This window comes from Niveispirillum sp. SYP-B3756, assembly GCF_009495745.1.
Classification (GTDB): Bacteria; Pseudomonadota; Alphaproteobacteria; order Azospirillales; family Azospirillaceae; genus Niveispirillum.
The window spans coordinates 40,410-66,839 of record NZ_WIDQ01000013.1; the positions used below are offsets into that span (position 1 = coordinate 40,410).

General features: G+C 62.3%; 23 protein-coding genes, 1 pseudogene and 2 riboswitches. Of the genes and pseudogenes, 13 read left to right on the forward strand and 11 right to left on the reverse strand.

The genetic code is table 11. The features are described from left to right. Positions 1-13: 13 nt before the first annotated feature. Positions 14-2,848 (reverse strand): TonB-dependent receptor, encoded by a 2,835-nt coding sequence (locus GE253_RS19625; protein WP_153205848.1) that lies wholly within the window; start codon positions 2,846-2,848, stop codon positions 14-16. Positions 2,849-3,049: 201 nt separating this feature from the next. After that, positions 3,050-4,087 carry a LacI family DNA-binding transcriptional regulator gene (locus GE253_RS19630; RefSeq protein WP_153205849.1) on the reverse strand — a complete coding sequence of 346 codons (1,038 nt, stop codon included), beginning with the start codon at positions 4,085-4,087 and terminating at the stop codon, positions 3,050-3,052. Between the two features lie 201 nt (positions 4,088-4,288). On the opposite strand from GE253_RS19630, the gene GE253_RS19635 reads away from it, so the two are divergent. Next, complete coding sequence (locus tag GE253_RS19635; RefSeq protein WP_211101524.1) at positions 4,289-4,714, forward strand: AraC family transcriptional regulator; 426 nt, start codon at positions 4,289-4,291, stop codon at positions 4,712-4,714. Positions 4,715-4,747: 33 nt separating this feature from the next. On the opposite strand, the gene GE253_RS19640 is transcribed toward GE253_RS19635, so the two are convergent. Both GE253_RS19640 and GE253_RS19645 read right to left on the reverse strand, forming a co-directional pair. Then, on the reverse strand, positions 4,748-5,572 hold the full coding sequence (locus GE253_RS19640) for a DUF2189 domain-containing protein (protein WP_153205851.1): 825 nt from the start codon (positions 5,570-5,572) through the stop codon (positions 4,748-4,750). A 241-nt stretch (positions 5,573-5,813) separates the two neighbouring features. Continuing rightward, positions 5,814-6,857, reverse strand: a complete 1,044-nt coding sequence (locus GE253_RS19645; RefSeq protein WP_153205852.1) for an alpha/beta hydrolase — start codon at positions 6,855-6,857, stop codon at positions 5,814-5,816. Between the two features lie 246 nt (positions 6,858-7,103). Here GE253_RS19645 and msrP point away from each other — a divergent pair, with 246 nt between their 5' ends. Together msrP and msrQ are read left to right on the forward strand one after the other, a co-directional pair. Continuing rightward, positions 7,104-8,036: a protein-methionine-sulfoxide reductase catalytic subunit MsrP gene (gene msrP, locus GE253_RS19650; protein WP_153205853.1), complete on the forward strand. Its 933-nt coding sequence runs from the start codon at positions 7,104-7,106 to the stop codon at positions 8,034-8,036. Continuing rightward, positions 8,036-8,659 carry a protein-methionine-sulfoxide reductase heme-binding subunit MsrQ gene (gene msrQ, locus GE253_RS19655; protein ID WP_153205854.1) on the forward strand — a complete coding sequence of 208 codons (624 nt, stop codon included), beginning with the start codon at positions 8,036-8,038 and terminating at the stop codon, positions 8,657-8,659. Before msrP ends, msrQ begins: the two co-directional genes overlap by 1 nt. Before the next feature lie 3 nt (positions 8,660-8,662). Here msrQ and GE253_RS19660 read toward each other — a convergent pair whose 3' ends face one another. From GE253_RS19660 to recA, 3 genes are all read right to left on the reverse strand, one after another. Further along, positions 8,663-10,042 (reverse strand): L-serine ammonia-lyase, encoded by a 1,380-nt coding sequence (locus GE253_RS19660; RefSeq protein WP_348770903.1) that lies wholly within the window; start codon positions 10,040-10,042, stop codon positions 8,663-8,665. Between the two features lie 117 nt (positions 10,043-10,159). After that, positions 10,160-10,247: riboswitch (glycine riboswitch) on the reverse strand. A gap of 28 nt (positions 10,248-10,275) precedes the next feature. Then, positions 10,276-10,557, reverse strand: coding sequence for a hypothetical protein (locus GE253_RS19665; RefSeq protein WP_153205855.1), 282 nt, complete (start codon positions 10,555-10,557; stop codon positions 10,276-10,278). Between the two features lie 74 nt (positions 10,558-10,631). Further along, a riboswitch (SAM-I-IV-variant riboswitch) is annotated at positions 10,632-10,742 on the reverse strand. Positions 10,743-10,859: 117 nt separating this feature from the next. Beyond that, positions 10,860-11,900 (reverse strand): recombinase RecA, encoded by a 1,041-nt coding sequence (recA, locus tag GE253_RS19670; protein WP_173012742.1) that lies wholly within the window; start codon positions 11,898-11,900, stop codon positions 10,860-10,862. Positions 11,901-12,091: 191 nt separating this feature from the next. On the opposite strand from recA, the gene GE253_RS19675 reads away from it, so the two are divergent. From GE253_RS19675 to mfd, 4 genes are all read left to right on the forward strand, one after another. Next, positions 12,092-12,412, forward strand: a complete 321-nt coding sequence (locus GE253_RS19675) for a hypothetical protein (protein ID WP_153205857.1) — start codon at positions 12,092-12,094, stop codon at positions 12,410-12,412. Further along, complete coding sequence (locus GE253_RS19680; RefSeq protein ID WP_153205858.1) at positions 12,412-13,752, forward strand: tetratricopeptide repeat protein; 1,341 nt, start codon at positions 12,412-12,414, stop codon at positions 13,750-13,752. Before GE253_RS19675 ends, GE253_RS19680 begins: the two co-directional genes overlap by 1 nt. Positions 13,753-13,862: 110 nt before the next feature. Continuing rightward, positions 13,863-14,969 (forward strand): PAS domain S-box protein, encoded by a 1,107-nt coding sequence (locus GE253_RS19685; RefSeq protein ID WP_173012743.1) that lies wholly within the window; start codon positions 13,863-13,865, stop codon positions 14,967-14,969. A gap of 104 nt (positions 14,970-15,073) precedes the next feature. Beyond that, positions 15,074-18,706, forward strand: a complete 3,633-nt coding sequence (gene mfd / locus GE253_RS19690) for a transcription-repair coupling factor (protein ID WP_153205860.1) — start codon at positions 15,074-15,076, stop codon at positions 18,704-18,706. Between the two features lie 97 nt (positions 18,707-18,803). On the opposite strand, the gene GE253_RS26340 is transcribed toward mfd, so the two are convergent. Next, complete coding sequence (locus GE253_RS26340; protein WP_247878767.1) at positions 18,804-19,073, reverse strand: tyrosine-type recombinase/integrase; 270 nt, start codon at positions 19,071-19,073, stop codon at positions 18,804-18,806. Positions 19,074-19,668: 595 nt separating this feature from the next. Between GE253_RS26340 and GE253_RS19700 the strand changes: the two are divergent. The 6 genes and pseudogenes from GE253_RS19700 to GE253_RS19720 all read left to right on the forward strand — a co-directional run. Next, positions 19,669-19,839, forward strand: a pseudogene (locus GE253_RS19700) (helix-turn-helix domain-containing protein); the annotation flags it as partial. 589 nt (positions 19,840-20,428) lie between these two features. Next, the gene (locus GE253_RS26585) at positions 20,429-20,563 is read left to right on the forward strand and encodes a hypothetical protein (RefSeq protein WP_282183248.1); all 135 of its coding nucleotides are present in this window, start codon (positions 20,429-20,431) and stop codon (positions 20,561-20,563) included. Positions 20,564-20,639: 76 nt separating this feature from the next. Next, positions 20,640-21,503 carry a HEAT repeat domain-containing protein gene (locus GE253_RS19705; protein ID WP_173012744.1) on the forward strand — a complete coding sequence of 288 codons (864 nt, stop codon included), beginning with the start codon at positions 20,640-20,642 and terminating at the stop codon, positions 21,501-21,503. 50 nt (positions 21,504-21,553) lie between these two features. Further along, positions 21,554-22,408 carry a transposase gene (locus GE253_RS19710; protein WP_153205862.1) on the forward strand — a complete coding sequence of 285 codons (855 nt, stop codon included), beginning with the start codon at positions 21,554-21,556 and terminating at the stop codon, positions 22,406-22,408. Next, positions 22,405-23,310, forward strand: a complete 906-nt coding sequence (locus GE253_RS19715) for an ABC transporter ATP-binding protein (RefSeq protein ID WP_153205863.1) — start codon at positions 22,405-22,407, stop codon at positions 23,308-23,310. Before GE253_RS19710 ends, GE253_RS19715 begins: the two co-directional genes overlap by 4 nt. After that, the gene (locus tag GE253_RS19720) at positions 23,304-24,053 is read left to right on the forward strand and encodes a hypothetical protein (protein ID WP_153205864.1); all 750 of its coding nucleotides are present in this window, start codon (positions 23,304-23,306) and stop codon (positions 24,051-24,053) included. Before GE253_RS19715 ends, GE253_RS19720 begins: the two co-directional genes overlap by 7 nt. A 400-nt stretch (positions 24,054-24,453) precedes the next feature. On the opposite strand, the gene GE253_RS19725 is transcribed toward GE253_RS19720, so the two are convergent. From GE253_RS19725 to GE253_RS19735, 3 genes are all read right to left on the reverse strand, one after another. Further along, positions 24,454-24,918: a spore coat protein U domain-containing protein gene (locus GE253_RS19725; RefSeq protein WP_247878761.1), complete on the reverse strand. Its 465-nt coding sequence runs from the start codon at positions 24,916-24,918 to the stop codon at positions 24,454-24,456. Positions 24,919-25,229: 311 nt separating this feature from the next. After that, a complete protein-coding gene (gene rpsD / locus GE253_RS19730; protein WP_153205865.1) occupies positions 25,230-25,844 on the reverse strand; it encodes a 30S ribosomal protein S4 in 615 nt (204 codons plus the stop codon). A 202-nt stretch (positions 25,845-26,046) separates the two neighbouring features. Beyond that, positions 26,047-26,385 carry a hypothetical protein gene (locus GE253_RS19735; protein ID WP_153205866.1) on the reverse strand — a complete coding sequence of 113 codons (339 nt, stop codon included), beginning with the start codon at positions 26,383-26,385 and terminating at the stop codon, positions 26,047-26,049. Positions 26,386-26,430: the final 45 nt, after the last annotated feature.

Consider the following 26,430-nt stretch of genomic DNA (forward strand, 5'->3'; position numbering starts at 1 on the left):
CCCGATGATGGGGTCAGTAGCGGTAGCTGACGCCGAACAGGAATTCCCGCCCGTACTTCTCATAGGTTTCCGGCAGGCTGGACCCGTCACTGGTCTTGGTCCCGCCGCTATCCAGGCCCACACGGGTGCGATAGGGGCTGTCCGTCAGATTGTTCACCTGGAACAGGAAGCCCAGATTTTCAAACTGGCCTTCCTGGATGGTGTAACCGATCTGCGCATCCACCTGCTTGTCAGACAGGATTTCCGTGAAGCCACGGTTGGCGTAAAGCTGCACCACCTCGCCCTTGAAGGCGGAGCGATAGCGCTGGCTGATCCGCGCCTGGAACCCGTCACGTTCATAATAGGCGGTCAGGTTATAGACCGTCTTGGACAGGCCGGGAATGCGCACGGCCTGGCCCGGATCGTTCTTGTCCGTCGGGTTCAGGCTGGACCAGGTGAGTGACAGGCTGCCCTGCACGCCAAACCCTTCCAGCGGCTCATACAATTGGCCGAAATCCAGGGCACCGGAGAATTCCAGCCCCTTCAGATTGCCGCCATTGCCATTGGCCGGCAGGGTGATCTGGCCCATATTGCTGATCTTGACCCCGGCGGGGATGCTGGATGCCGTGGTGGGCAAGGGCAGGCCGCTGAAATCAAAGGGCTGGGTCTGGTTGTAGATGTAGGTCTTCAGCTTCTTGTAGAAGCCGGCGATCGAAATATAGGTCGTCGGCGCCACATACCATTCATAGGCCAAGTCGGCCGCATCGGCCTTCCAGGGCTTCAGGTTGGGATTGCCACCGCTGGCCGACCAGGGGTTGACCGTACTGCCCGCCGCGCAAGTCTGGCCGTTGCAGATTGTGCCGTTGAAGGAGGGCGTGACATTGGCGCGCATGTCATCCATTCGCGGCCGCGCCATGGTCTTTGACAGACCCAGCCGCAAACGGTGCCCATCGCCCAGATCATAGATGGCGTTCAGGCTTGGCAGCACATCGGTATAGGTTTCCTTGGCGCTGATGGCAGTGGGGACCACTTTGCCACTGGTGCCATTGATAATCACACCGCTGGATGATTGCTGCTGCCGCACCACCTGCACACCGACATTACCGGTCAGGTCGCCAAACCCATAATTGGCGCGGGCAAAGAAGGTGGTGACCTTTTCAGAGATGTCCCAGTTCTTGTCGTAATTGTTGGCATCGACCAGCGGCGTTTGATCAAAATATTTCCGCCAGACATTGCCGATATCCACGCTCAGCACATCGCCCATGCCGGCAAAGCCCAGCGAGGTGGGGGCCACCAGATCGGCGGGATCGACATAGACCTGCTGGTTATTCTTCAAGAACAGATCATATTCCACCACCCGCTTGGTCTTTTCACGGTTGGTGTAATTGACACCGACCGACAGCTTGTTGATGAAGCTGTCAAATTCCTGATCAACCCGGGCCTCGGCGGATTTCACCTCTTCCTTCACGTCCGGATAACGGACGGCGCCATCATGGCCCCAGCCGCCCCAGGGGGCATGGTCACCCAGCGACACCTTGGTCGCATCGGCATAGTTCAGCCCGGTTTTATACTGGGAGAAGCCGTCATCATTGATGTTGAAATCGATCTTGTCGAAGGTGCGACCGACATCAGGGGTGTTGCTGGTCACGCGCCCCACGCCACGGCCATAGCCGGCATAGGTTTCCATGATCTGTTCGCGCCGCTTGTTGCGCGAATAGGAAAGATCGGCGACCAGCTTGGTGCTGTCCGTCAGGTCGAATTCATTATTCAGCCCGATGGAGAACAGCTTATCATTGCGGGTGTTGAAGTCATTGCGCAGTTGCGGCACGCCATTATTCAGCGTGCCGCTGCGGGCGAACTGTGAGCCGCCGACAGTATCCGTCTTCAGGTTGGTGAAGGTGGCACCATCAGCCCAGCCATTGGAGAACCATTGCGCGCCGCGCGTCGTTTCTTCCTGCTCGAACTTGGAATAATAGACGTCCAGCGTGCTGTGGATCGTCTCGTTCGGCTGGAACTCGACAATGCCGATCACGGCATCGCGGGTATTGTTGCGGGAGGTGGCGAACACCTCCTGCCCGTTCAGCATCAGCGCATTCTTGGCGGCGGCATCTTGCACGGCGTCCGGGAAGGCCTCATAGCCATAGGCCTTGTAATGCTTCACCTGGGACGGGCTGTCCATATGGGCATAGCCGATGGCAATGCCCAGCTTGCCATCCAGGAACTGGTCGATATAGGAGGCGCTGGCCCGGTTGCCCCAGGTGCCGACATCGCTGTTCAGCTTGCCGCCGGACAGTTTCTCGCCCCGCACATTCACCGACGCCGCCCGCTTGCCAAACTCCAGCGGCCGCACGGTGCGCAGGTCGGCGGTGCCCGACAGGCCCATGCCGGAAACCTGCGCATCCGGCGTCTTGTAGATGACGACCGACGACAGCAGTTCGGACGGATACTGGTCGAATTCCACCGCGCGGTTGTCGCCAGAACTTGCCTGCTGACGGCCGTTCAGCAAAGTGGTGGTGAAGTCAGGCGCCAGACCACGGATGGAGATCACCTGGGCGCGGCCATTGACGCGCTGGGCCGCCAGACCGGGCAGACGGGCAATGCTTTCCGCGATGGAGATATCAGGCAGCTTGCCGATATCTTCGGCCGAAATCGCCTCCACGATGGAGGTTTCGTTCTTCTTGATATTGATCGAATTCTGGATGCCAGCGCGGATGCCGGTCACGACGATTTCGTCGACCACATCGCTGCTGCCCGCCTGTTGCTGGGCGGCTGCGGCACCGGACAGTGCCAAGCTGAGCGCCAGGCCCGACACGGTGCGGTACAGCACGCCGGACAGCGTCCAGCCTCCGCTGGAAACGCGGTTCGCCATCAACTCCTCCTCCCACACACCCCGGGCCGCAGCTGCGGCGGCCCTGATTTTTGTTGCCGCTGAAATGCCGTTGCGTTGCGGCATTGAAAGCGCTTCCAATCTGCGCGCCGCCCAGGGGCTTGTCAAGCGGCCTGGAACAGGTGACGGTCGTATGTTGGGTTTTTGCAACAGCGGGTAGCGGGGGTGGTAAACGCGCCTGGGTTAGAACGCCTTGGTGGTCTGGCGGCAGACCAGGGCATGGTCCAGTTGCTGGAATTGCGGGCCATCCATTACGGCACCGGTCAGCCGGCCGACCAGCAGTTCAACCGCCCTTTGGCCCAACAGCTTCACCGGCTGATGCACTGTGGTCAGCGGCGGCCAGACGATGGAGGCAACGGGCGCATCGTCGAATCCAGTGATGGCGATATCACCCGGTATATCCAGGCCGCGCGCATGGGCCGCCGCCAGGGCGCCCGCCGCCATATCGTCATTGGCGCAGACCAGCACGCTGGGCGGGTTGGCATCATCCAGCATTTCCGGCGTCAATCTTGTGCCGGATCGGAAGGTGAAATCGCCGCGCCGGATCAGGCAGGCATCATCGCCCAGCCCATGGTCGGCCAGGGCGCGGCGGAACCCGTCCAGCCGGCGTTCGGCGGAAAGATGTGCCTCCAGTCCCGCGATGAAACCGAAGCGGCGATGGCCCAGCCGGATCAGGGCGCAGGTCAGGTCATATCCCGCTGCTTCATCATCCACGCCCACCCCGTCGATCAGGGTGCGGGCGCTGGGGCCGGGGGAAACGGCCGCAACTTTGCAGCCCCGCGCCAGGGCGGTTTCCACCAGGGCCAGATCGTCGCTGAAGGGCGGGCAGAGAATCAGCCCCTCGCAGCGCTGGTCATCGATCAGCTCCAGAATGCGCCGCTGCTGGTCCGGCGCATCCAGCGGGATCTGGTGGATCAGCAGCTGATAGCCCAGCGTGACACAGGCCCGCAGCGCCCCCAGCTCCAGCGCCGCCTCGTAATAGGAATTGGGCTCGCTCTCCGGATCGGAATTGAAGACAAAGCCCAGGGTGCGGCTGGCCCCGCCGGCCAGACTGCGCGCCTGCGGGTTGACCTTGTAATCCAGCGCCTTCACTGCCTCCATCACCTTGGTGCGCACGGCGGGGCGGACATTGGGGCCGCCATTCAACACGCGGGATACGGTGACACGGGCCACGCCGGACAGGCGGGCGACATCGTCAATGGTCGGCTTCTTACCGTTCAACCCCGCCTCTCCCAGGCTTTGGCATTATGATTGCTGTGGCGATGTAGCATAGAAGACGTGGTTTCCCAATGGTGCAGCGGCACCGCTGGAACGATTGCCCCGGTTAAATGTTATAAAGCTGATGCATGGATGCGCGCGGGCAGGGGGTGCCGCAGCATAGGATGAGCAGGGTCCACCCCCGTTGCCATGCCTGCCTGCCCGATGTCCGATCTTGCGTTTGATGATGGTGGCGCCATTGCGCCAAACCCAAGCACCCCGCACCGGGGCGGGCTTGCCCCCTGGCAATTGCGCCGGGTGCTGCGGATGATGGGCAATCTGGCCGGCGATCATGGGCTGGCTGATCTGGCGCGGGAATGTGGTATTTCCGTCGGCCATTTTTCCCGCGCCTTCAAACAAAGTGCCGGGATGTCGCCGCATCAATGGCTGCTGGAGCGGCGGGTGGCGCAGGCGCGGCACCTGCTGGCAACCTCCCCATCCCCCATTGCAGAGATTGCGCAGCAATGCGGTTTTGCTGACCAGAGCCACCTGACCCGCGTTTTCGAACGCATCACCGGCACCACGCCTGGCCGCTGGCGCCGGCAATTACCGGGGGTGGTGCCTGAAAATGAACAACCGCCGGTCGGCTGACCGGCGGTTGTCATGCTGCTTTGCCGCTTGGGTTTATTCAGCGCCGGGAACCGGGGTGCGCCCCAACGCCCGTACATACAGGTGCCAGGTCGCATGGCCCAGCCAGGGCAGGGTGATGATCAGGGCCAGCAGGCCAGCGGCAATGCTGAACCCGATCACCACCGCCACCATGGCACCCCAGGCCAGCATCAGCGGCAGGTTCAGCAGCACCGCCCGCAGGCTGGCCAGGATGGCCGTCACAACATCCACATCCCGATCCAGCAGCATCGGTACGGAGAAAACCGACAATGCGAAGATGGTGGTGGCGATCAGCCCGCCGGCAATGATGCCGGTGGCGGCAAAGCGCAGCCCGGCGAAGCTTCCCGTCACGGCGGCCCAAAGCTGAGCCACCTCCATCGGGGCGGGGCCGAAATACAGCGCATAGATCAAGGTGGCGATCTTCAACCAGGCGATGGTGGCGAATACCAGGAACAGGCCCAGCATCCCGATCTGGCTGCCGCCATGCCGGCGAAACGCGAAGAACACCTTCAGCGGTTCCACCGGCCGGCCCAACTGCCGCCGACGGCTGATTTCGTAAAGGCCCAGGGCCGCGAACGGCCCGAACAGCAGGAAGCCGGTGATGGCCGGAAACATCAGATGCGGCTGATCTGCCATGGTCAGGGCCAGCAGCCCGCCCAGGCCCAACAGGGCATAAATGCCGCCAAAGGCCAGCCCATAGGCGGGGGCGGCCTTGAAATCGGCCCAACCGTCGGCCAGGGCCTCCTGCAAATCATGGTTGGTCAACCGGCGTGCGGTTGGCACCGGAACGTAATCTGCCGGGAGCGGCAATATGCGCTCCCCTTCGTGAAACGCCACCATAACGTCCTCCCTTACCTGTGTCGCACAGGGGGTGCCGATCTCTTCCGGGCGGTCACCCGGAAAAGATGGTGGCGCAAATTGTCGCGGCCCGCCAGTCAAAACGATGGATCGAATGGAGATATTTTTCGGTTGAATTCATGTGGCGCTGCAACCAAAAAATATGTGCATCGCAACAAAAAGAACCCCTGGCGACAGGGGCCAGGGGTGCAAGTGGGGACGGGTCAGGGAGGTCAGGTGTGTCTTAAATACCGCCGCCATCGCTGAAGGCGTAGATATCGTGCGAGGCCAGGGCCCGGCCGATATCGGCAATGGCGCGGTTGGCGGCCGACAGGCGGCCGCCCATGGTGATGAAGCCATGCACCATGTCGGCGTAACTGCGATGGATGACCGGTACACCGGCGGCAGCCAGCCGCCCGGCATAGGCGCGGCCTTCATCCAGCAGCGGATCGAACCCGGCGGTGATGATCACGGTCGGCGGCAACCCGTCGAACCGGGCTGCCCGCAGGGGCGACACGCGCCAATCATGCTCAACATCCTGGCCGGCCAGGTAATTGGCGACATAGGCCAGATATTGCTTGCGCGTCAGCAGATAGCCATCGGCATGGGCGAAATGGGAGGGCAGGCTGGCCGACAGGTCGGTGCAGGGATAGATCAATACCTGCCCCTTTAGGGACGGTCCGCCCTCATCCCGCGCCTTCAGGGCCAGCACGGCGGCGATGTTGCCGCCGGCGCTGTCACCCGCCACGCCGATGGCCAGCGGATCGATGGCCAGCAGCGGGGCGTAATTGGACAGCCAGCGCAGGGCTTCCCAGCCATCCTCAATCGGGGCGGGCCAGGGGTTTTCCGGGGCCAGCCGATAATCCACGGCGACGATGACATGGCCGGTGGCGATGGCCAGCTGGCGGCACAGCGTATCATGGCTGTCCAGATCGCCCACCGTCCAGCCGCCGCCATGGAAGAACAGCAGGGCCGGCAGCGGCCGGAACCCGAAGGACGGCCGGTAGAGCCGCAGGTTCAGCTTGCCCGCCGGTGTATTGATCACCTCCTCCCGGATGGAGGCGATGTCCGGCACTGTTGGCCCCAGCGCCCGGCGCACCTGGGTGAAGATACGGCGGGTTTCAGCCAGATTGCGCCCAGCCGTGGCGCTGCCGGCAATCAGGGTCACGACATCTGCCACCTCCGGCGACAGGCCGGGGCCGACCAGGAAATCCGGCACATCCGGCACCAGACGCAGGGAACTGTCGGCCGGAACGGGTTTGGAGAGCGGCAGCAGATTGGTAGACATGGGTTTTCCTCCGCCAGAAAGAGGAAGGTCGCCAGGGGAACGACGCTTTCTGACAAGGATGGTGTCGTTAATTTCCTATTGAGTCAATGGGAATTATATTTCAGTTTGTTAAATATATTTATAAACAAAATTAATATGTAAAAATGTATTCCTGTCGCAGCCCCGGCGCGGGGGCTAGCCGTGGCGGCAGGGGGCGCTTATCTTCTCCCCATGGGTTCCCCGCCCGCATGATGTGAGGAAAAGCCGATGCTGCTGCGCCATGCCCCGGATCTGGGCGAACGCGATGTGACGCCCCAGGCGCTCTATCTCAGCCGCCGTCATTTGCTGGCGGGGGCGGGTGGGCTGCTGCTGGCCGGCAGTGCCGCCGCCGCCCCGCTGACGGCGGCCAAAAGCAAGCTCTCCACCGACGAGACACTGACGCCGCTGAAGGACGTTACCAGCTACAATAATTATTACGAATTCGGTGTCGACAAGTCGGAGCCAGCGCGCAATGCGCACCGGCTGACCACCAGCCCCTGGACTGTGCAGGTGGATGGCATGGTGGCCAAACCCACCAACTTTGCCCTGGAAGATATCATCAAGCCGGCCAAGCTGGAGGAGCGGATCTACCGGATGCGCTGCGTGGAAGGCTGGTCGATGGTGATCCCCTGGATCGGCTTTCCCCTGGCCGATCTGCTGGCGCGGGTGGAGCCGCTGGGCAGCGCCAAATATGTGGCCTTTGAAACCGCGCTGCGCCCCAATGAGATGACGGGGGTGGGCGGTTTCCTGAAGGTGCTGGACTGGCCCTATCGGGAGGGGCTGCGACTGGATGAGGCGATGCACCCGCTGACCTTGCTGGCCGTGGGGCTGTATGGGGAGACGCTGCCCAACCAGAATGGGGCGCCGCTGCGTCTGGTGGTGCCGTGGAAATATGGTTTCAAGGGCATCAAATCCATCGTCCGCATCACCTTGACGGACAAGCAGCCGCAGACCAGCTGGAACATGCAGGCGCCGCAGGAATATGGCTTCTATTCCAACGTTAATCCGGAGGTCGATCATCCGCGCTGGAGTCAGGCGACGGAGCGGCGGATCGGGGAAGGCGGGCTGTTCGCCAAGCGCCGGCCGACCCTGCCCTTCAACGGCTATGCCGATCAGGTGGCCGGGCTTTATACCGGTATGGATCTGCGGAAATATTATTGATGGCCGCCCTGCCGCGCTGGCTGCGCCAGCCTGCCTTCCCCTCCTGGCCGTTCTATCTGCTGGGGCTGGCGCCGGGTGTCTGGCTTTTTGTCCAGGCGCTGACGGATAATCTGGGGGCCGATCCGGCCAAGGCGCTGGAACGCGGCCTGGGGGAATGGGCGCTGCGGCTGATCATCCTGGGGCTGGCCATCACGCCGCTGCGCCAGTCCTTGGGCATTAACTGGTTGCGCTATCGCCGGGCGGTGGGGTTGCTGGCCTTCTTCTATGTGCTGGCCCACCTGATCACATATATCCTGCTGGATCAGGGGCTGGATTGGGCGGCCATCGGGGCCGATATCCTGAAACGACCCTATATCACCATCGGGATGCTGGGCTTTGTGCTGCTGCTGCCGCTGGCGGTGACGTCCAGCAATGCCATGATCCGTCGGCTGGGGGGCGTGCGCTGGCGCCGGCTGCACCGGCTGGTTTATCCGGCGGCGCTGGCCGGCGCGGTGCATTTCCTGCTGCTGGTCAAGTCCTGGCCGCTGGAGCCCATCATCTATGCCGCCATCGTGGTGACCCTGCTGGGCTGGCGTCTGCTGCCCCGTGGCGGGCGTGAGCGACCCGCCACGGGGAGACTTTAAAAATCAACAGCCCACCACATTGACGGCCAGCCCGCCCAGGCTGGTTTCCTTATATTTTGAGCTCATCTCCACACCTGTCTGGCGCATGGTTTCAATCACCGCGTCCAGGGAGACGACGTGGCTGCCATCGCCGCGCAGGGCCAGATAGGCGGCGTTGATCGCCTTCACCGCCCCCATGGTGTTGCGTTCGATGCAGGGCACCTGCACCAGCCCGCCGATCGGGTCGCAGGTCAGGCCCAGATTATGTTCCATGCCGATCTCGGCGGCATTTTCGATCTGTTGGTTATTGCCGCCCAAGGCTGCGGTCAGCCCGGCGGCGGCCATGGAACAGGCGACACCGACCTCCCCCTGGCAGCCCATTTCGGCCGCCGAGATGGAGGCGCGGATTTTATAGAGAAAGCCGATGGCCGCCGCTGTCATCAACAGGGTGCGGGAACCAGCGCGGTTGGCGCCGGACACAAAGGTCTCATAATATTTCAGCACGGCGGGTAGGATGCCGGCAGCCCCGTTGGTGGGGGCCGTCACCACCCGGCCACCAGCTGCATTCTCCTCATTCACGCTCAGCGCGTAGAGGCTGACCCATTCGAACACGTGGGACGGCTCGATCCGGGGCATACTGGCCATCAAGGTCTGATGCAGGGAACGGGCGCGGCGGCGCACCTTCAGCCCGCCGGGCAGGATGCCATCCTGCCGGCAGCCGCGCTCGATACAATCCAGCATGGCCTGGCGTACCTTGTCGACAAACTCCACCGTCTCGGCCCGGCTGCGGAACGCCTCCTCATTGGCCCAGACGATATCGGCGATGGAAAGGCCCTGCTGTTCCCCGATGGCCAGCAGTTCCGCCCCGGAGTTGAACAGGTGGGGCAGGGTGACATTGGGCCGGTCGCCGGCATGGGCCCCTTCCATGCGGATGGCTCCGCCGCCCACGGAATAAAATATCTGCTCCAACTGCCGCCCATCGGGATAATGCGCGGTAAAGCGCATGGCATTAGCGTGGAAGGGCAGGAATTCCCCCATGCGGAAGCGCAGATGCTCGGCTTCCACAAAATGCACCGGCGTACCCCCGCCCAGCGGCAGTGACTGGTCGCGCGCAATGGCGGCGATCAGATCGGGCACCGCATTGGGGTCGATCCGGTCCGGCAGCCAGCCGGACAGGCCCAGCAGCACGGCATGGTCGGTGGCATGGCCCTTGCCGGTCAGCGCCAGCGAACCATAAAGATCGCAGGTGACCATGTGCGGCTGGCCATGTGCGGTGGCCATGGCGGCAAAGGCGGCCCCCGCCCGCATGGGCCCCACGGTGTGGGAACTGGACGGGCCGATGCCGATGGTGAACAGATCGGTCACCGAAAGGGAAGGGAACAGCGGGGCGGCGGCAATGGTCACGATGGCGGACACTCCTGGCGTGGCGGCTTTTCTGCCGCCCGGTTGTGCCCGCTCTGTCTGTTTGCCTGAGATCGCTATCCCTTCGGCGGGCGCGCGGAGCGCCACTTTCCAGATATTATGTCCGACGGGTCCTTTTGCCTGAGAGTTTCCGGGGCGGTTGCTCCTTCGGCGCTGGCGCAGGGCCAGTCTCTCCCTCGTCGGGTAGCATCCATTCCATTGATGCAGGGCAGCTGTCAAGCCATGCCGTTCGCCCAGCGAACCGCCTGTTCCACCTGATCCCCTTCCAGCACCCGCAACAGGGCGACCAGCCCGCCGCTGCGCCCCGGCTGGCGCTGCACACGGTAAATATGCGTCCACAGCCCGCGGCTGCGATGCAGCACCACGAACAGGGCCCGGTCGCCCTCGGTGGGGCCGACCGGCTGCACCTGATCGCCAGGGGCCGCGATCAGGTCACGCAACCATTCATCACCCGGATAAAAGGGGGCGGGGGCCAAGGGTGCGGTCACAAACATCATGCACTCCACAAAAGGCACCAACAGGGCCAGGGAGGCAGGCGTGACGGGACCAAGCCAAAGGGTGGAGAGGGAATCGCCGCCCGCTTCGTTGCCGGTGAACCGGCCGCATCGCCCCGTCAGAGGCCGCCACCTTGCCCGGGTCGGCAGGTTGGCGCCGGACCCAAGTCCGGCTCTGGATGCTGGAAGAAATCTTCCTGATGCCGCTTTTATACCAGCTGGGTGATGAGTGCAAGGCCATGAAAAAACCCCGCCCGGCTTATACCGGGCGGGGCCACAGAACCTATCCGGTGCGAGCGGAAGGATCATTCGGGGTTGGCAGCATCCCCATCCGTTTCCGGCGTGCCCATCATGGCGCCCGCCACGATGCCGGCATTGGCGCGGATTTTCTGTTCGATACTGTCCGCTACGGCCGGGTTGTTGCGCAGGAAGGTCTTGGCGTTCTCACGCCCTTGCCCAATGCGCTGCCCGTCATAGGAGAACCAGGAGCCGGACTTGTCCACCACGCCGGCCTGGATACCCAGATCCAGCAGCTCACCAACCTTGGAGACGCCTTCGCCATACATGATGTCGAATTCGACCACCCGGAAGGGCGGGGCCATCTTGTTCTTCACCACCTTCACGCGGGTCTGGTTGCCGGTGACGGTCTCCCGATCCTTGATGGCGCCGATGCGGCGGATATCCAGGCGGACAGAAGCATAGAATTTCAGCGCGTTACCGCCGGTCGTCGTTTCCGGATTGCCGAACATGACGCCGATCTTCAGACGAATCTGGTTGATGAAGATCACCAGACAGCGCGACTTGGAGATGGAACTGGTCAGTTTGCGCAGCGCCTGGCTCATCAGGCGGGCGTGCAGGCCGACATGGCTGTCGCCCATTTCGCCTTCCAGTTCGGCGCGCGGCACCAGGGCCGCCACCGAATCCACCACCAACACGTCGATGGCGCCGGAACGCACCAGCGTATCAGCGATTTCCAGCGCCTGTTCGCCGGCATCGGGCTGGGAGATCAGCAGTTCATCGACATCCACGCCCAGCTTGCGGGCATAGGAGGGGTCCAGCGCATGTTCGGCATCCACAAAGGCGCAGACGCCGCCATTCTTCTGCGCCTGGGCGATGGCGTGCAGGGCCAGCGTGGTCTTGCCCGAGCTTTCCGGCCCGTAAATTTCAACGATGCGGCCACGTGGGAGACCGCCGATACCCAGGGCGATATCCAAACCCAGCGAACCGGTGGACACGACTTCCATTTCGGAAATCGCCTCCTTGGCACCGAGCTTCATGATGGAGCCCTTGCCAAAGGCGCGTTCGATCTGGCCGAGTGCTGCGTCCAGAGCTTTTTGCTTGTCCATGGGTGTTTCAACCAGACGAAGTGGAGCTGCCGACATAATTGTCCCCTTCCTTCTCGCACGGATAGGTGTCCGCGTTCAACTGAACCTGTTGTACGTGATTTGTTCTCTATCGCCAAGCGGAAATGTTCTCATTCCGTTCGCTTGCGTTGAATCCCTGTTGCGGCATCCCGAAAGGCGCTAGGATCATCCGTATGATATTGCCCCGTCGCCCCCTGGCATTGCCCGCCCTTGCGCTGCTGACCGCTGTTGCCACAGCAGGGGCGGAGCCATCAGCCGCGCCGGAAAAGGAGGCGTCGCCCCCCGTGGCGGATGAGGTGATCGTTACTGGGCGGCGCAATGGGGAGCCCGGCTTTCAGGAACAGCAGGAATATCACGATCAGGAATATCGCCGCCTGAGACAGATTTACGATCCTGATCCGCCGCCGATTCCGCGCAGCGATCAACTGACGCGGATGCCGGAGGCGGTATCCTCCACCGTGCAGGGCCAGCCCACGCTGATGGAACGGTTCTGATGGCCGCTGGCGTGAAGGATTTGATCGCCGCTGCTGGCCGGGCAGAGGCGCGGGGCGATGGGCCGGGTGCGCTCGCCCTGTGGGAACAGGTGCTGACCCTTGATCCCGATCATGCCATTGCCCTGCTGGCCCTGGGGGACGCGGCGAGGCGGGCCGGCGACAAGGGGCGGGCGGAAAGCCTGCTGCGCCGTGCCCTGGCCGCATCCCCCGCCCTGGTCCCCGCCTGCTGTGCCCTGGCCAACCTGTTGCTGCATGATGGGCGGGAGGTGGAGGCCGGCACGCTGCTGGCCAAGGCGGCGGAGATGGCCCCCGACACGGCCTATGTCTGGCGCGATCTGGGCCTGTTCCACCGGGTGACGGGTGATGCTGAGGCCGCCCTGGCCGCGTTTGAACGCGGCCTGGCCCTGGCACCGGATGATAAACCCTCGGCCCTGGGCCGCGCCCTCTGCCTGTTGCGGCTGGGCCGCTGGGGGGAGGGGTTTGCCGCCTATCATCACCGCTGGTCGGTTTCCGCCCGCCCGCCCCGGCACCTGCATATCCCGTCCTGGCAGGGGGAGGAACTGGCGGGAAAGCACATTCTGGTCTGGGATGAACAGGGGGCCGGTGACACCATCATGTGCGCCCGCCTGATCCGCCAGCTGGAGGCGCTGGGCGCACGGGTGACGTTCGAACTGCCGCCGGCCCTGCTGCCCTTGTTCCTGGATGGGCGGTTCGGCCGCCCCCTGGCGCGGGGCAAGCCCTTGTCGGCGGTGGATTTCCAGGTAGCCCTGCTGGACCTGCCGGGCCGGCTGGGCCTGCTGCCGGAGAGCATTCCCTGGGACGGGGCCTATCTTGCCGCCGATCCGGCCATGGCCGCGCTCTGGGCTGCGCGCCTGCCCAAACGGCCGGGGCGACTGCGCATCGGGTTCAGCTGGGCGGGCAACCCCGCCCATCCCGGCGACCGCTGGCGCAGCCCCGGTCTGGCCGCTTTTGCCCCGCTGCTGCAACAGCAGGCGGTGGATTGGTATGCACTGCAGGTGGCCAGCGGGCGGGAAGAACTGTCCGCGCAGCCGTTGCCCCCCCATGTCACCGACCTGGGCGGGGCCGTCAGCACCTGGATGGACAGTGCCGCCATCCTGTCCCACCTGGACCTGCTGATCACCCCCGACAGCGGGCTGGCCCATCTGGCCGGGGCCATGGGGCGCCCGGTCTGGACCCTGATCGCCACCGATACCGATTGGCGCTGGCTGGCGGGGGAGGGGAAAACCGGCTGGTACCCCACCATGCGCCTGTTCCGGCAGGCGCGTTGCGGCGGTTGGGCGGGGCTGCTGAACCGTTTGTTCCATGCACTTCCTGCGTGAAATGGTTGGACGTTAACAACGTATAAATAAAGCATTTCTTGCGAACCTCGTCGGGACTGGGCAAAATCCACCCGTCTCTTATTCCCCGTTTTTGCCGGAGGGTCGCCATCGTGGCCGCAACCACCCTTTCCGCTGTGCTGGACCTGCTGCCAGATGGCGTGGCGATCTATGATGCGCAGGAACGGCTGGTGCTGACCAATCCCGCCTTGCGGGCGATGTTTCCCATTCTGACCAACTTGATGGAGCCCGGCATTTCGTTCGAGGTGCTGCTGCGCGCCAGCATTGAGGTGGGGGATAATCCCCACGCGCTGGGCCATGACCGGGAGGAGTATGTTGCCCAGCGGTTGCGGGAATTCCGCGACCCTGATCCGGCACCACAGGAAATTCTGCTGGCCGATGGGCGTTGGGTGCGGGTGCAGGATCAGCGCCTGCCCGACGGGGGCATACTTTGCCTGCGAACGGATATTTCCCAGAAGAAGCGGCAGGAACTGCGGTTGCAGGAAAGCGAACAGCGTTATCGCCAGCTGGTGGACCTGACGCCTGACGGCATTGTCGTGCATGACAGCCAGGGCTTGTTCCGCTTCCTCAACAAGGCCGGCCGTACCATCATGGGCATGTCGCCCGATGAAAGCCTGGACGGCCTGCATGTACTGGATCATGCAACGGAAGAATCCCGCCCGCTGGCCGAACTGATGCTGCGCCGGCTTAACAGCGGGGAGGCGTTGCGCCAGTTGCGCCAACCTGTGCAACGCAAGGATGGCACACACCTGCTGCTGGAATTGTCGGCCGTGCCATTTGACAGCGCCGGTGAACGGCTGGTGCTCTGCCTGTTCCGTGACATTACGGCAGAGGCGGCGGCCAGCCTGCGCCTGCGGGAGAGCGAGGCGCGTGCCCGTTCGATCCTGGAAACCGCGCTGGATGCCATCATTACTTTCAATGATGCGGGTCTGGTGATGGAACTCAACCCGGCGGCGGAACGCATTTTCCAGCGCAGCCGGGGGGCGGCGCTGGGCGCGTCCCTCGCCGATATGGTGCGCCTGCCGGAAGGCAGTGAGCTGCCGGAGTGGTTGGAAGGGGTTGGGGCCGGGGGCCAGCGGCTGGTGGTGCAGGGGCTGCGCGCCGATGGGCAGGCCTTCCCGGCGGAACTGGCCGTTACCGCCGTTCCACTGGGGCCAGGCCGGCGCTATACCGCCTATCTGCGGGAGATTGCGGACTGACCGGTTGGGCGTGCAAATAGCGTCCCCCTTTTGTTCCCTTCTGTGCGTCAGCCTGCTATAAACCCGGCTTCCATCATTGCCGCATGATCGAAGAGCCGGTTCCCATGACTGTCATCCCCGCGCCCGATATCGCGCTGAACCTTGGCCATCCGCGCCGGATGCTGCTGTCCGGTGCGCCCGATGGGCAGGATTCCCGTCTGCTGGCGGCGCTGGCGAAAAAGGGGGGCGGGGCCGGGCTGCTGCATGTCGCCACCGATGATGCGCGCGCCGCCCGGCTGGCCGAACAGGTCGCTTTCTTCGATCCAGGCGTAGAGGTGCGGTTGTTCCCGGCCTGGGACTGCCTGCCCTATGACCGCGTGTCCCCCAATGGGGAGATTGTGGCCACCCGCATTTCCACCCTGACCCGGCTGTTGCAGGTGGCAAAGGGTGGGGCGGTACCGGGTGGGTTGCTGGTTGTCACCACGGTGAATGCGCTGGTGCAGAAGGTGCCGCCGCGTCTGGCCTTCCGCAATGCCAGCTTCACCGCCAAGGTGGGCGACCGCATCAATGTGGCAGAGCTTCAGCGTTTCCTGTCGCAGAACGGCTATATCCGCGCCCAGACGGTGCGGGAGCCGGGGGAATTCGCCGTGCGCGGCGGTATCATCGACCTGTTCCCCCCCGGCAGCAATGATGCGCTGCGCCTGGACCTGTTCGGTGACGATCTGGAAGGTGTGCGCAGCTTTGATCCGATGACCCAGCTGACGGTGGAGAAGCGCGATAATTTCGTGCTGACACCCATGTCAGAGGTGTTCCTGGATGAAATGTCGATCCAGCGCTTCCGCACCGGCTACCGGGAACATTTCGGCGCCGTCATGGATGACGATCCGCTCTATGTGGCGGTGAGTGCGGCGCGCAAACATGCCGGCATGGAACATTGGCTGCCCTTGTTCCACAGCGGCATGGAAACCCTGTTTGATTACCTGCCCCATGCCGCCCTGAGCCTTGACCCGAATGTCGAGGAAGCCCGCGATGAGCGACTGGAACAGGTCCAGGATTTCTATCAGGCCCGCCGCACCATGGTGGAGGCGGAAAAGAAATCCGGCAACCCGGCCTATAAGCCGGTGCCACCCTCGCTGATGTTCCTGGATGGCGACACGTTCGACCGGCATCTGGCGACCCGGGCGGTGGCCCAGCTATCGCCCTTCGCCGCCGTGGAAGGGGAGGTGGCCAACAAGGATCTGGTCGATGGCGGCGGGCGCAAGGGCCGCGATTTCGCCGATGCCCGCGTGCAGTCCGGCGTGAATGTGTATGAGGTGCTGCGCGACCATATCAACGCCCTGGCCGAGGAGGGCAGCGTAACGGTCATCGCAGGATATTCCGCCGGCTCCCGCGACCGTCTGCTCTCCGTGTTCAAGGAACATGGGCTGGCGAAGCTGAAGGCGGTGGAAAGCTGGGCCGATGTCACGGCGCTACCGAAGGGCACCACGGCGCTGGCCGTGCTGCCGCTGGACCATGGCTTTACCGCGCCGGGCCTGGCCATCATCACCGAACAGGATATTCTGGGTGACCGGCTGGTGCGCGCCGGCACCCGCAAGAAGCGGCGCAACGCCAATTTCATTGCCGAGGCGGCATCCCTCAACCCCGGTGATTTTGTCGTCCATATCGATCATGGCATCGGCAAATATGATGGGCTGGAAACGCTGGACGTCGGCGGCGCCCCGCATGATTGCCTGCGCCTTATCTATGATGGTGGCGACAAGCTTTATGTCCCGGTGGAGAATATCGAAGTCCTTTCCCGCTATGGCAGCGAGGAGGCGGGGGCGACGCTGGACAAGTTGGGCGGGGCCGGCTGGCAGTCGCGCAAGGCCCGCGTCAAGCGCCGGCTGAAGGATATGGCCGATGCGCTGTTGCGCATCGCGGCCGAACGCGCGTTGCGCCGGGCCGATGCCATTGCCATCCCCGATGGCGCCTGGGATGAATTCTGCGCCCGCTTCCCCTATGCCGAAACCGATGATCAGTTGCGGGCCATCGAGGATGTGATTGAGGATTTGGGTTCCGGCAAGCCGATGGACCGGCTGATCTGCGGCGATGTCGGTTTCGGCAAGACGGAGGTGGCCTTGCGTGCCGCCTTCCTGGCGGTGATGGCGGGCCATCAGGTGGCCGTCGTGGTGCCCACCACCCTGCTGGCCCGCCAGCATTCCCGCACCTTTGAGGCGCGTTTTGCCGGGCTGCCGGTGCGCATCGGCCAATTGTCCCGCATGGTGACGACGAAGGAGGCCAACCAAACCAAGGCCGGGCTGGCCGATGGGACGATTGATATCGTCATCGGCACCCATGCCCTGCTGGGCAAGTCGCTGGAATTCAAGCGCCTGGGCATGGTGATTGTGGATGAGGAACAGCATTTCGGCGTGAAGCAGAAGGAGCGGCTGAAGGAACTGCGCGCCGATCTGCATGTGCTGACCCTGTCGGCCACGCCCATTCCGCGCACGCTGCAACTGGCCTTGTCGGGCGTGCGCGAACTGTCCGTCATCGCCACGCCGCCGGTGGACCGGCTGGCCGTGCGCACCTTTGTGCTGCCATTTGACCCGGTGGTGATCCGCGAAGCGATCATGCGGGAGCATCATCGCGGCGGCCAGACCTTCTATGTCTGCCCGCGCGTGGAGGATTTGGCCAAGGTGCGGGTGCGGCTGGAAGAGCTGGTGCCGGAGGTGAAGCTGATCACCGCCCATGGCCAGATGGCGGCGACCGATCTGGAAGACGTCATGACTGCCTTCGATGATGGCAAATATGATGTGCTGCTAGCCACCAACATCATTGAAAGCGGCCTGGATATCCCCAGCGCCAACACCATGATCGTCCACCGCGCCGACCTGTTCGGCTTGGCCCAGCTTTACCAGATCCGGGGCCGCGTCGGCCGGTCCAAGGTGCGCGGTTACGCCTATCTGACCTATCAGCCCAAGACGGTGCTGTCAGCCACGGCGCAGCAGCGCCTGCATGTGCTGGAAACGCTGGATAATCTGGGGGCGGGCTTCCAGCTTGCCAGCCACGATATGGATATCCGGGGTGCCGGCAATCTGCTGGGCGAGGAACAATCCGGCCAAATCCGCGAGGTGGGGGTGGAGCTTTACCAGCAGATGCTGGAAGAGGCGGTGGAGGCCGCGAGAGGGGGCCGGACAGAGGCGCAACGGGCCGAAGATAGCTGGTCACCGCAGATCGCCCTGGGGATGCCGGTGCTGATCCCGGACAGCTATGTGCCCGATCTGGGCGTGCGGCTGACGCTCTATCGTCGCCTGTCCGATCTGGCCGACAAGGCGGAGGTGGAGGCGTTCGGCGTGGAGCTGATCGACCGCTTCGGCCCCCTGCCGGACGAGGTGGAAAACCTGCTGCGGCTGATGGAAATCAAGCGCCTGTGCAAGGAAGCCGGGGTTGGCAACCTGGATGCCGGGCCCAAGGGGGCGGTTGTCGGCTTCCGCAACAATAACTTCAAGAACCCGGCCAAACTGGTTGAGTTCATTCAAAAACAGGCGGGAACGGCCAAGCTGCGCCCCGACCAGAAACTGGTGCTGCTGCGCCCCTGGGACAGCACCCAGACCCGGATGGACGGCGTGCGCACCCTGATGCGGGCGCTCGCACAGATGGCAGCCGGTGAAAAGGTCACCGTCGAACTCACTCCCCCGCCACCGCCGCCCCCACCACCCCCGCCGCCGAAACCGCTGGTGAAACGCCCGCCGTTCGGGGCGGGGAAAAGGCGGTGGTGAGGGGGGAAAGGAATGTCTGATAAGGGGCCGGAAGCGGACGGGCGGGTTTATGGCGGCAAATCTAGGATTCCGGACATTCCCGCCCGCCCTAACGCCGTCACTTTGCTCCCCCCCTGTATATCTGCGTCGTCTCAATCTTGGTGTGACCTAGCAGGATCTGCACGGCGCGCAGGTTGACGGTCTGTTTGTAAATGAGGGCAGCCTTGGTTCGTCGCAGGGAATGGGTTCCATAGTCCTCGCGGCGCAGGCCGACCCAGATCACCCATCCCTCAAGGAGGCGCGCATACTGGCGGGTGCTGATGGGTTTTGCATGGTCGATCCGGCTGGGGATGACGTAATCAGCAAGCGTCTCGCCCCGACGTTTCAGTCAAGCCTGCAGGCTTTTGCGGGCTGTCTCCAACAGTTCGAACTGTACCCGGTCGACCTGTCTTCTTCTGAACAACCAGCGCGCGGTCACGCACCCGCTGCTGGTGGTTCAACCAGAACCGGATGGCCCACAGACCTGATGTAGCTTCAGGGCCCATTTAGCGCCAATCCGCCGACCTGCATTCCAGGGCAGACGACCTTTGGCCCGTGGGTCGAACTGTGAGCGTCCCGTAGCATCCTCCCTTCGAGCCGGAATTGGCTCAATGGGGAGAATGGGCACCGGTTCTGGTCGGGCACCGACGAAACCATGATCAAGGCGTCAGGCGATCCCCACATCTTGGCATGACAGGCCGACGCTGGTCGATTGCTTGCACCCGGCTGTGTCATGGACATGGGTGCGCACCGTCGTCGCCCCGCCTGCTCCGCCACCACCCGGCCCAGGATGTCCAGCCTGTAGCTGTCACTTCTGTGCTGAGCCAGTAATGACCTGACAGTTATGGCCACACCGGCCCCCGCGGGGGCCGGTGTGGCCATGTCGCCTCTGGTGCGTTTTGGTGGAGTTGCGAGCGACGTCACCCCTGAGATCGGGGCACGTCATGACCACGGCTGGGAAGGCAGCACGACGCAAGCTGAGCCTGCTGCAACTTGCGTCGGAGCTTGGGAATGTCAGCAAAGCCTGCAAGGTAATGGGCTACAGCCGACAGCAATTTTACGAGATCCGCCGGAACTATCAGACCTATGGGGAGAAATGTCTGATCGACCAGCTGCTCGGTGCGCGTGGCCAGCAGCACAATCCGGTTTCTTGGGACGTGTTACTCATTACGTTTGATACCCTATATCGGTCACATTTTTATGCCTAAATATGCGATAAAAAGTGTATTGACTCTTGTTAAAAGTGTAATTAATGAATCCGTTGCCACCGTTTCAGAAAACCACATGCTATCGGTGGTACTTAAAATACTCGCAACATTTGTCAAGAGGGGTAAGATGCCAAGCTTACTAGTGGTAGACCTGGAGTGCGAGGTGTCCATGACGGGAGTGTCAGACGCCGTTGGTGGTTTCCCGTGCGGTGCGATCATCGGCATTATTCTGGCGCTGTCGTGAAGTTCTGAAAAATCATACCGTATATAGAGGTAATCATGCTTATCGAGCCGATCAATCTCGAAGTTGAAATATCTATGACCGGTATGTCTGATGCTGTAAGCGGGATTTACTGCGCGATGGAGATTTTCATCGGATTAATCCTGTCGTAATCATAAACAGAAAGTACTGTTGCCAAGGAAGTCTATATTTAGACCTCCTGCTATCGTAACGCCATGATCAAGTGAAACTTGTTCATCTGAAAGGAAAAGAGAAATGCAGAACAACATCAAGATTGAAATCCAGGACCTGGAAATGGACGTGTCTTTGACCGGCATGAGCGAAGCCGTGGGCGGACTGCCCTGCGGCGCGGTCTGGGCTGTCATTGCCATCTATGCGGCCACCAACTGATATTGCCCTTCAAGGCCCACCCCCACCGGTGAAACGGCGGGGGTGTTTCTCAAATATTTCATTCGGACGAAAGATAATGAAAGAATCTTTGTCAGCAATAATAAATCGCATACAAGATAAGTTAATTCCAGAAATACAAGATTTTATTGAGGAATGCAAGAAACGCATCGACCCAACCTCACCAGATAGTTGCTTTGATTGCATCGATATCGTGCGCGGTATCATCGACAGCGGCGCGCTATCCAGGCAGGTCAATGCGTACCTACTGACGATGATGGATGGAGGAAGCAGGGAGTCGTTCGTCTCCGACGGGACAATGTTGCTCTATTTCCAAGGCGGATTTTCGGTGACGGTCACCAAAATCCAACGTCGTCCGGCCCATATCTATCTGCATCCAACGCATCTGCTTGGATCCTCCATCGGTAGAAACACCATCCGGTTGCATCGGTACAATGTCGATCCGATCCCAGACAACCATGTGTTCTCGCCCGAGCATCGGGTCATCAAGACGCAGTGCGTTGATCTGGAGCGCGGCGACGTATTCATGCGGAATGGGCACCATGAGTGCCTCGACTATGAGGCCGTTGACGGCAAACCGGCCCTGCTGTTTCGCTTGATATCGACAAATGTCGGAGCGCTGGAATGGGCCTTCGACCGGGACAGCGGTCGTCCCTGGAATGTCATGGCCGTCAACCCCGTCAGCAGCAAATTGTGCAGTGTCATGAATGTCCTGGCCGCACTGGGGTCATCGACATCGGTGGAGCCGCTCGACGCCCTCACCAATCATCCTGATCATTTTGTCCGCTGGAAGGCGCTGCAGACCATCGCGGAGATCAGCCCGGAGACCGCCGCGAGCATCATCGGTCGGTTTGAGGACGACCCCCATCCGCATGTGCGGGCGGCGGCACGTAAGACTATTGAAAATATGAAGGTGGCATGAGGGACGACATGGCAAGAACACTCCTAAAGTCCGTCGAAGATTGTGGCGTCATGGAGTTGGATGAATTCGTCGATTATGCTGAAACCCATATAGACAATCGTGACTATGACAGCATCTGCGAGGGAGCCAGGGTGCTGGGTGCCCTCGCCAACAACAGGAAATTCCTGGTCAACGCCTACAATGAAGACCTGGTTCGGTATTCGCGCAGCGAATTGCTGGGCTCCTATACGCCGCAATCCATCCGGCTTTCGGCGACGGAGCGATTCATCATCCGTGCCAACATCTGGATCCCGCTGTCCGGCGACGCCAAACGGCGGCCGCTGGAAGAATCACTTTACTCTTACCAGACGGCCCACGACCACAATTTCGATTTCTTGACGGTCGGCTATCTTGGAAGCGGATATCGCACCCAGATTTACGAGTATGACAGGCAGGGGATCGAAGGCTATCCCGGAGAGGCGGTTGATCTCCGCTTCCTGGAGGATACGAAACTGCCGCATGGGAAAGTCATGGCTTTCGAAGCGGCCAGGGACATACATACTCAGCTACCGCCCGACGAAGTCTCGATTTCCATCAATCTCCTGCCGCTCAATCCAGAGAAGGCGGCGCGCCAGCAATTCTTCTTTGACATTGAGCGCCGATGCATAGAGAAGTTTGCCGACGATATCAATAACAAGAGGGTTAGTCTCGTCACAATGGCTGGACTGCTCCATGACGACAATACAATCGACATATTGACGGACATTGCAGGTCGTCATAGTTGTGCCCGTACCCGGGCAGCGGCCTATGCCGCATTGATGGAGGCGTGTGGAGACGCCGACGGCCAGCTTGCCGACGCTATCGGTCGCGACCCCGACCAGCGGCTTGCCAGCAAGGTGGAAACTCAACGGAAGGAATTTCAATGACCGTCGTAAATATGGGGACGCCGGCGCCGATCGAGTATGTCGTTCCCATGTCGGAACCCCCTGGGCTGGTCCGTGTCATAGCCACTGAGGCCGACCGGCGTTCCGCGCCGGGCGGTCCGCGCATCGACCCCGTTTCCGTGCTGCCGGCCCTGCGCTTCCGCAATGTCAGCAAGACCTTCCGGGAGCATGGCAGGGTGATCCCCGCCCTGTCCGATGTCAGCATCGAGGTTGGACAAGGGGAGATTGTGGCGCTCATTGGCCCCAATGGCGCCGGCAAGACGACGTTGATCAAGATTCTTTGCGGCCTGGTTCTGCCCGACCAGGGATCGGTCCTGCTCGATGGTTGCGACACGGGCACCACCCCCCTGGCGCGGCGGTCGCTCGGCGTCGTCATGGAGGGCGACAGGGATTTCTACGGCATGCTGTCGGTGGCGGAGAACCTGACCTATTTCGCCGGCCTGATGGGCGTGCCGGGTCGGGAGATCGGCGGGCGCGTGGCGGCCGCGCTTGCGCGGTTCGGCTTGGTTGACCTGGCAGGCCGGCAGGGGCGCCGGCTGTCGCGGGGACAGAAGCAACGGCTTTCGCTGGCGCTCGGCATGTTGCACGACCCCCGCTATCTCATTCTGGATGAACCGACGCTGGGCCTGGATCCCCTGGCGCTGGAGGAACTGCTGGCCTTGATGAAAGACCTGCGCGGCGCCGGGGTCGGTATCCTGGTCGCCTCGCACGACCTCGCCGCGCTCGAGAAGGTAGCCGACCGGGCCATCATCCTCAGCGGTGGAACCATACGGCACCAGACGCGCCTGGACGTACCGGAATTGAAGGCCGGGGGCCATGATGGCCTGCTGGACATGTTCAAGCGGCATGTGGGTATGCCGCAGGGGGAGGTGGGGCAATGGTGAGTGGCTTCCAGGCGGAACTTTATCGCGGGTTCCACATCGTCCGGCGCGAACCTCTGCAGTTCCTGGTGGGTACGGCGTTGCTCGTGGTGTTCTTCTTCGCCTATCGCGCCGGATTGCATTTCACGTCGAGCGATATGGAACCCCTGCGGTTCGTCCGGAGCGCCACCACCCTTTATGTGATGTGGATCATTATTTCCAATGGCCTGACCTATGCCGCCGGAGAGATCGAGAAGGATGTCAATGCGGGCGTCATCGAGCGGATATTCATTTCCGGCCGCAGCCTGCACTCAATTATCTTCTTCCGGTCGATACTGGGCATCGCGCATACGGTCCTGACGACCTGCGTGCTCTATCTCGGCCTATGGCTGGTGACGGGGGTGGGAGTCGAGTTCTCGATAGAACTGTTCGTCGGGGCCATCATTACCACCATGGTGGGTGTCGGGCTCGGCTTCCTGGCAGCCGGCCTGGCTTTGCATGTACGGCCGGTCTTCGCTGTCCTGATGCCGTTGCAACTCCTGCTGCTATTCATGCTCTCGGTCCCCCTGATGCTACCCGACGGATCGGTGAAGCAGATCCTGTCCCTGGCCCTGCCGGCGGGGCCGCTGGCGATGGCACCGGGGGGCATCCATGCGGGAACCCTGCCGGCGGCGGTCGCGAACGCCGCTGGCTATCTGGCGATAGGCTGGCTGGCCTTTCACCGTCTGGAACAGCGGGCTCGGCTGTGCGGAAATATGGGTCGGTAAGGACGTCCTGACGGCCGGTTGCGCGTCATGAAGGGCGGCTTCACCGGGCAGCAAAAAAGCCGGGGTTACCCGCGCCTTTTTTGCTGCCGATCCAACCCGGCCAAATCCTCCGCGTTACAAGACGGCGAAGGACACCGGCACGGGCGGGGAGGACACCAGCGGTACCGCTGTCGGGCAAGGCAAACCCGCTTGCGCTTTGGAATCTGTCGGTTAACATCCGCTTTCAGATGCCGCAATTACTCCCGGTACGACCAAACGGGCGCGCAAAGCTGTAGAAGGTATGTACCGCCTCGCAGCCTCGCCACATCCCCCGCAACAAAAGCCCCCGCCGGAGCGTTCCCCGGCGGGGGCTTTGTCATTCCCGGGCCCCGATGGCTGAACGGCCCGGGGATGGCGCGCCTTACTTGGCGGCGATGGTGACGGTGATGGTGTCGGAATAGTCGCCGGCAATGTACTGGTCAGAGGCCGGGACGGTGACCTTCAGGTCGGACTTCTTGTTGAACTGGGCGTTGGCGCGGTCGACCACCATCTGGGAGGTCAGGCCGCCGCCCTGGTTGTCGTAATTGACCTGATAGGTGATCTCGTTATTGCCGGACTTCAGCTTGCCGGCATTGGTCGACGCCAGCGTGATCTTGTAGCCGTTGCCGGAATTGCAGGTCTCGGTAACGTTGCCGACTGTCTTCTGGTTCTCACCATTCTTCAGGGAGAGCGACTGCGACAGGTCGGTGACGGCGATGGTGCAGGACAGGGCGACATTGCTGCGCAACTGGATGGTGCCATTGGCATTCTGCGCCAGGGCCGGGGCGGCGAAGGCAGCGGCGGTGGCAACGGTCAGGGCAAAAGCGCGGGCGAAAGTCTTCAGCATTGTCGGCTCCATCGGTTCGGTTCGTCAGAGGCGTTGTCGCCTTCATACCGAGGAAGGAAAGCACGTACCGTGCCAAGTGGAGGTGATGCTTATAATGAGCTGAAAACAAAGGAATCATCGAATTATCAGCTGGCAAAAGCAGTCACTGCATTATGCAACTCTATAATCATGCAATTGCATATTTCAATTTTTCGCCTTTTGCAACATGAGGAGGCGGCGGAACCGAGCCAAAGGTCAACCTATGCCTGACGCCAAAGAAAAAGGCCGCACCCTTTCGGGTGCGGCCTTGATCATTCCGGCTGGAATGAACCTTAGCGGGAATAGAATTCCACGACCAGGTTCGGTTCCATCTGGGTCGGGTACGGAACGTCTGACAGGCCCGGGGCGCGCAGGAAGGTGCCCTTGAAAGCGCCGGTGTCGACGGTCACGTAATCCGGGAAGTCACGCTCGCCGGACTGGATGGATTCCATGATCAGGGCGAAGTTCTTGGCCTTGGCCCGCACTTCCACCACGTCATTATCCTTGACCTGGTAGGAGGGGATGTTCAGGCGCTTGCCATTCACCAGGATGTGACCATGGTTGATGATCTGGCGAGAGGCGAACGGGGTCGGCGCAAACTTCATGCGGTAGACAACGGCGTCCAGGCGGCGCTCCAGCAACTGGATCAGGTTCTCGCCCGAATCGCCCTTGCGACGAACGGCTTCCTGGTACAGCTTGCGGAACTGCTTCTCACCGATATTGCCGTAGTAGCCCTTCAGCTTCTGCTTGGCCATCAGCTGCAGGCCGTAATCGGACGGCTTCTTGCGGCGCTGACCATGCTGGCCGGGGCCATATTCACGCTTGTTGACCGGGGACTTGGCACGGCCCCACAGGTTCACGCCCAAGCGGCGGTCAATCTTGTACTTGGCTTCTTGACGCTTGCTCATAACAAACTCCACGGCACCGCCATGATCGGCGGCTTGTTGTCCCGGTAGTTCCCCGCCCTTTGTCTTCACCGGTTGGAAAAGACAAAAACGGGGACGGGGCGCCGAACCATCCGGCACCCGCCTTCCCAGGAATTCGGGGGGTATATTGGATCAGGCCGCCCCTGTCAAACCCGGTTTGGGGGCCTGCCTGCAACCCTGATCATCATTCCGCCGTCAGCGGGCTTTCACCTGCTGGCAGCAGCACGCGCCCCAGTTCCACCATGCGGAAATAGCCGGGGCGACCGGGATAGGGGCAGGCGGCGGAGAGATAGCGCACCACCTGTCCGCTGCTCAACATCCGGTCCCAGGCGTAAACGGCGCAGGGGCCATCCGGGCTGTCATGGATGTCGCCGGTTACGAAGGTGGGGTAATTGCCCCGCTGGCTGCCCTTGCCGCCACCCACGGTCAGGGGCAATTGCGGGGCTGCCTTTGCTGGCGGCTGGGCAGGAGGTGCCGACCCGCAGGCAGCCAGCAATAACAGCGCCGGCAGAGCCGGCAGCATCCCCCATCCCCGCATTATCCCCGTTCCCACAATTCAGGTGGTGAA

Coding starts and splice junctions, on each gene's coding strand:
- GE253_RS19625 (WP_153205848.1), bottom strand. CDS start 2,848: ATGGCGAACCGCGTTTCCAGCGGAGGCTGGACGCTGTCCGGCGTGCTG.
- GE253_RS19635 (WP_211101524.1), top strand. CDS start 4,289: ATGTCCGATCTTGCGTTTGATGATGGTGGCGCCATTGCGCCAAACCCA.
- GE253_RS19640 (WP_153205851.1), bottom strand. CDS start 5,572: ATGGTGGCGTTTCACGAAGGGGAGCGCATATTGCCGCTCCCGGCAGAT.
- GE253_RS19645 (WP_153205852.1), bottom strand. CDS start 6,857: ATGTCTACCAATCTGCTGCCGCTCTCCAAACCCGTTCCGGCCGACAGT.
- msrP (WP_153205853.1), top strand. CDS start 7,104: ATGCTGCTGCGCCATGCCCCGGATCTGGGCGAACGCGATGTGACGCCC.
- msrQ (WP_153205854.1), top strand. CDS start 8,036: ATGGCCGCCCTGCCGCGCTGGCTGCGCCAGCCTGCCTTCCCCTCCTGG.
- GE253_RS19665 (WP_153205855.1), bottom strand. CDS start 10,557: ATGATGTTTGTGACCGCACCCTTGGCCCCCGCCCCCTTTTATCCGGGT.
- recA (WP_173012742.1), bottom strand. CDS start 11,900: ATGGACAAGCAAAAAGCTCTGGACGCAGCACTCGGCCAGATCGAACGC.
- GE253_RS19675 (WP_153205857.1), top strand. CDS start 12,092: ATGATATTGCCCCGTCGCCCCCTGGCATTGCCCGCCCTTGCGCTGCTG.
- GE253_RS19680 (WP_153205858.1), top strand. CDS start 12,412: ATGGCCGCTGGCGTGAAGGATTTGATCGCCGCTGCTGGCCGGGCAGAG.
- mfd (WP_153205860.1), top strand. CDS start 15,074: ATGACTGTCATCCCCGCGCCCGATATCGCGCTGAACCTTGGCCATCCG.
- GE253_RS26585 (WP_282183248.1), top strand. CDS start 20,429: ATGCAGAACAACATCAAGATTGAAATCCAGGACCTGGAAATGGACGTG.
- GE253_RS19705 (WP_173012744.1), top strand. CDS start 20,640: ATGAAAGAATCTTTGTCAGCAATAATAAATCGCATACAAGATAAGTTA.
- GE253_RS19710 (WP_153205862.1), top strand. CDS start 21,554: ATGGAGTTGGATGAATTCGTCGATTATGCTGAAACCCATATAGACAAT.
- GE253_RS19715 (WP_153205863.1), top strand. CDS start 22,405: ATGACCGTCGTAAATATGGGGACGCCGGCGCCGATCGAGTATGTCGTT.
- GE253_RS19720 (WP_153205864.1), top strand. CDS start 23,304: ATGGTGAGTGGCTTCCAGGCGGAACTTTATCGCGGGTTCCACATCGTC.
- GE253_RS19725 (WP_247878761.1), bottom strand. CDS start 24,918: ATGCTGAAGACTTTCGCCCGCGCTTTTGCCCTGACCGTTGCCACCGCC.
- rpsD (WP_153205865.1), bottom strand. CDS start 25,844: ATGAGCAAGCGTCAAGAAGCCAAGTACAAGATTGACCGCCGCTTGGGC.
- GE253_RS19735 (WP_153205866.1), bottom strand. CDS start 26,385: ATGCTGCCGGCTCTGCCGGCGCTGTTATTGCTGGCTGCCTGCGGGTCG.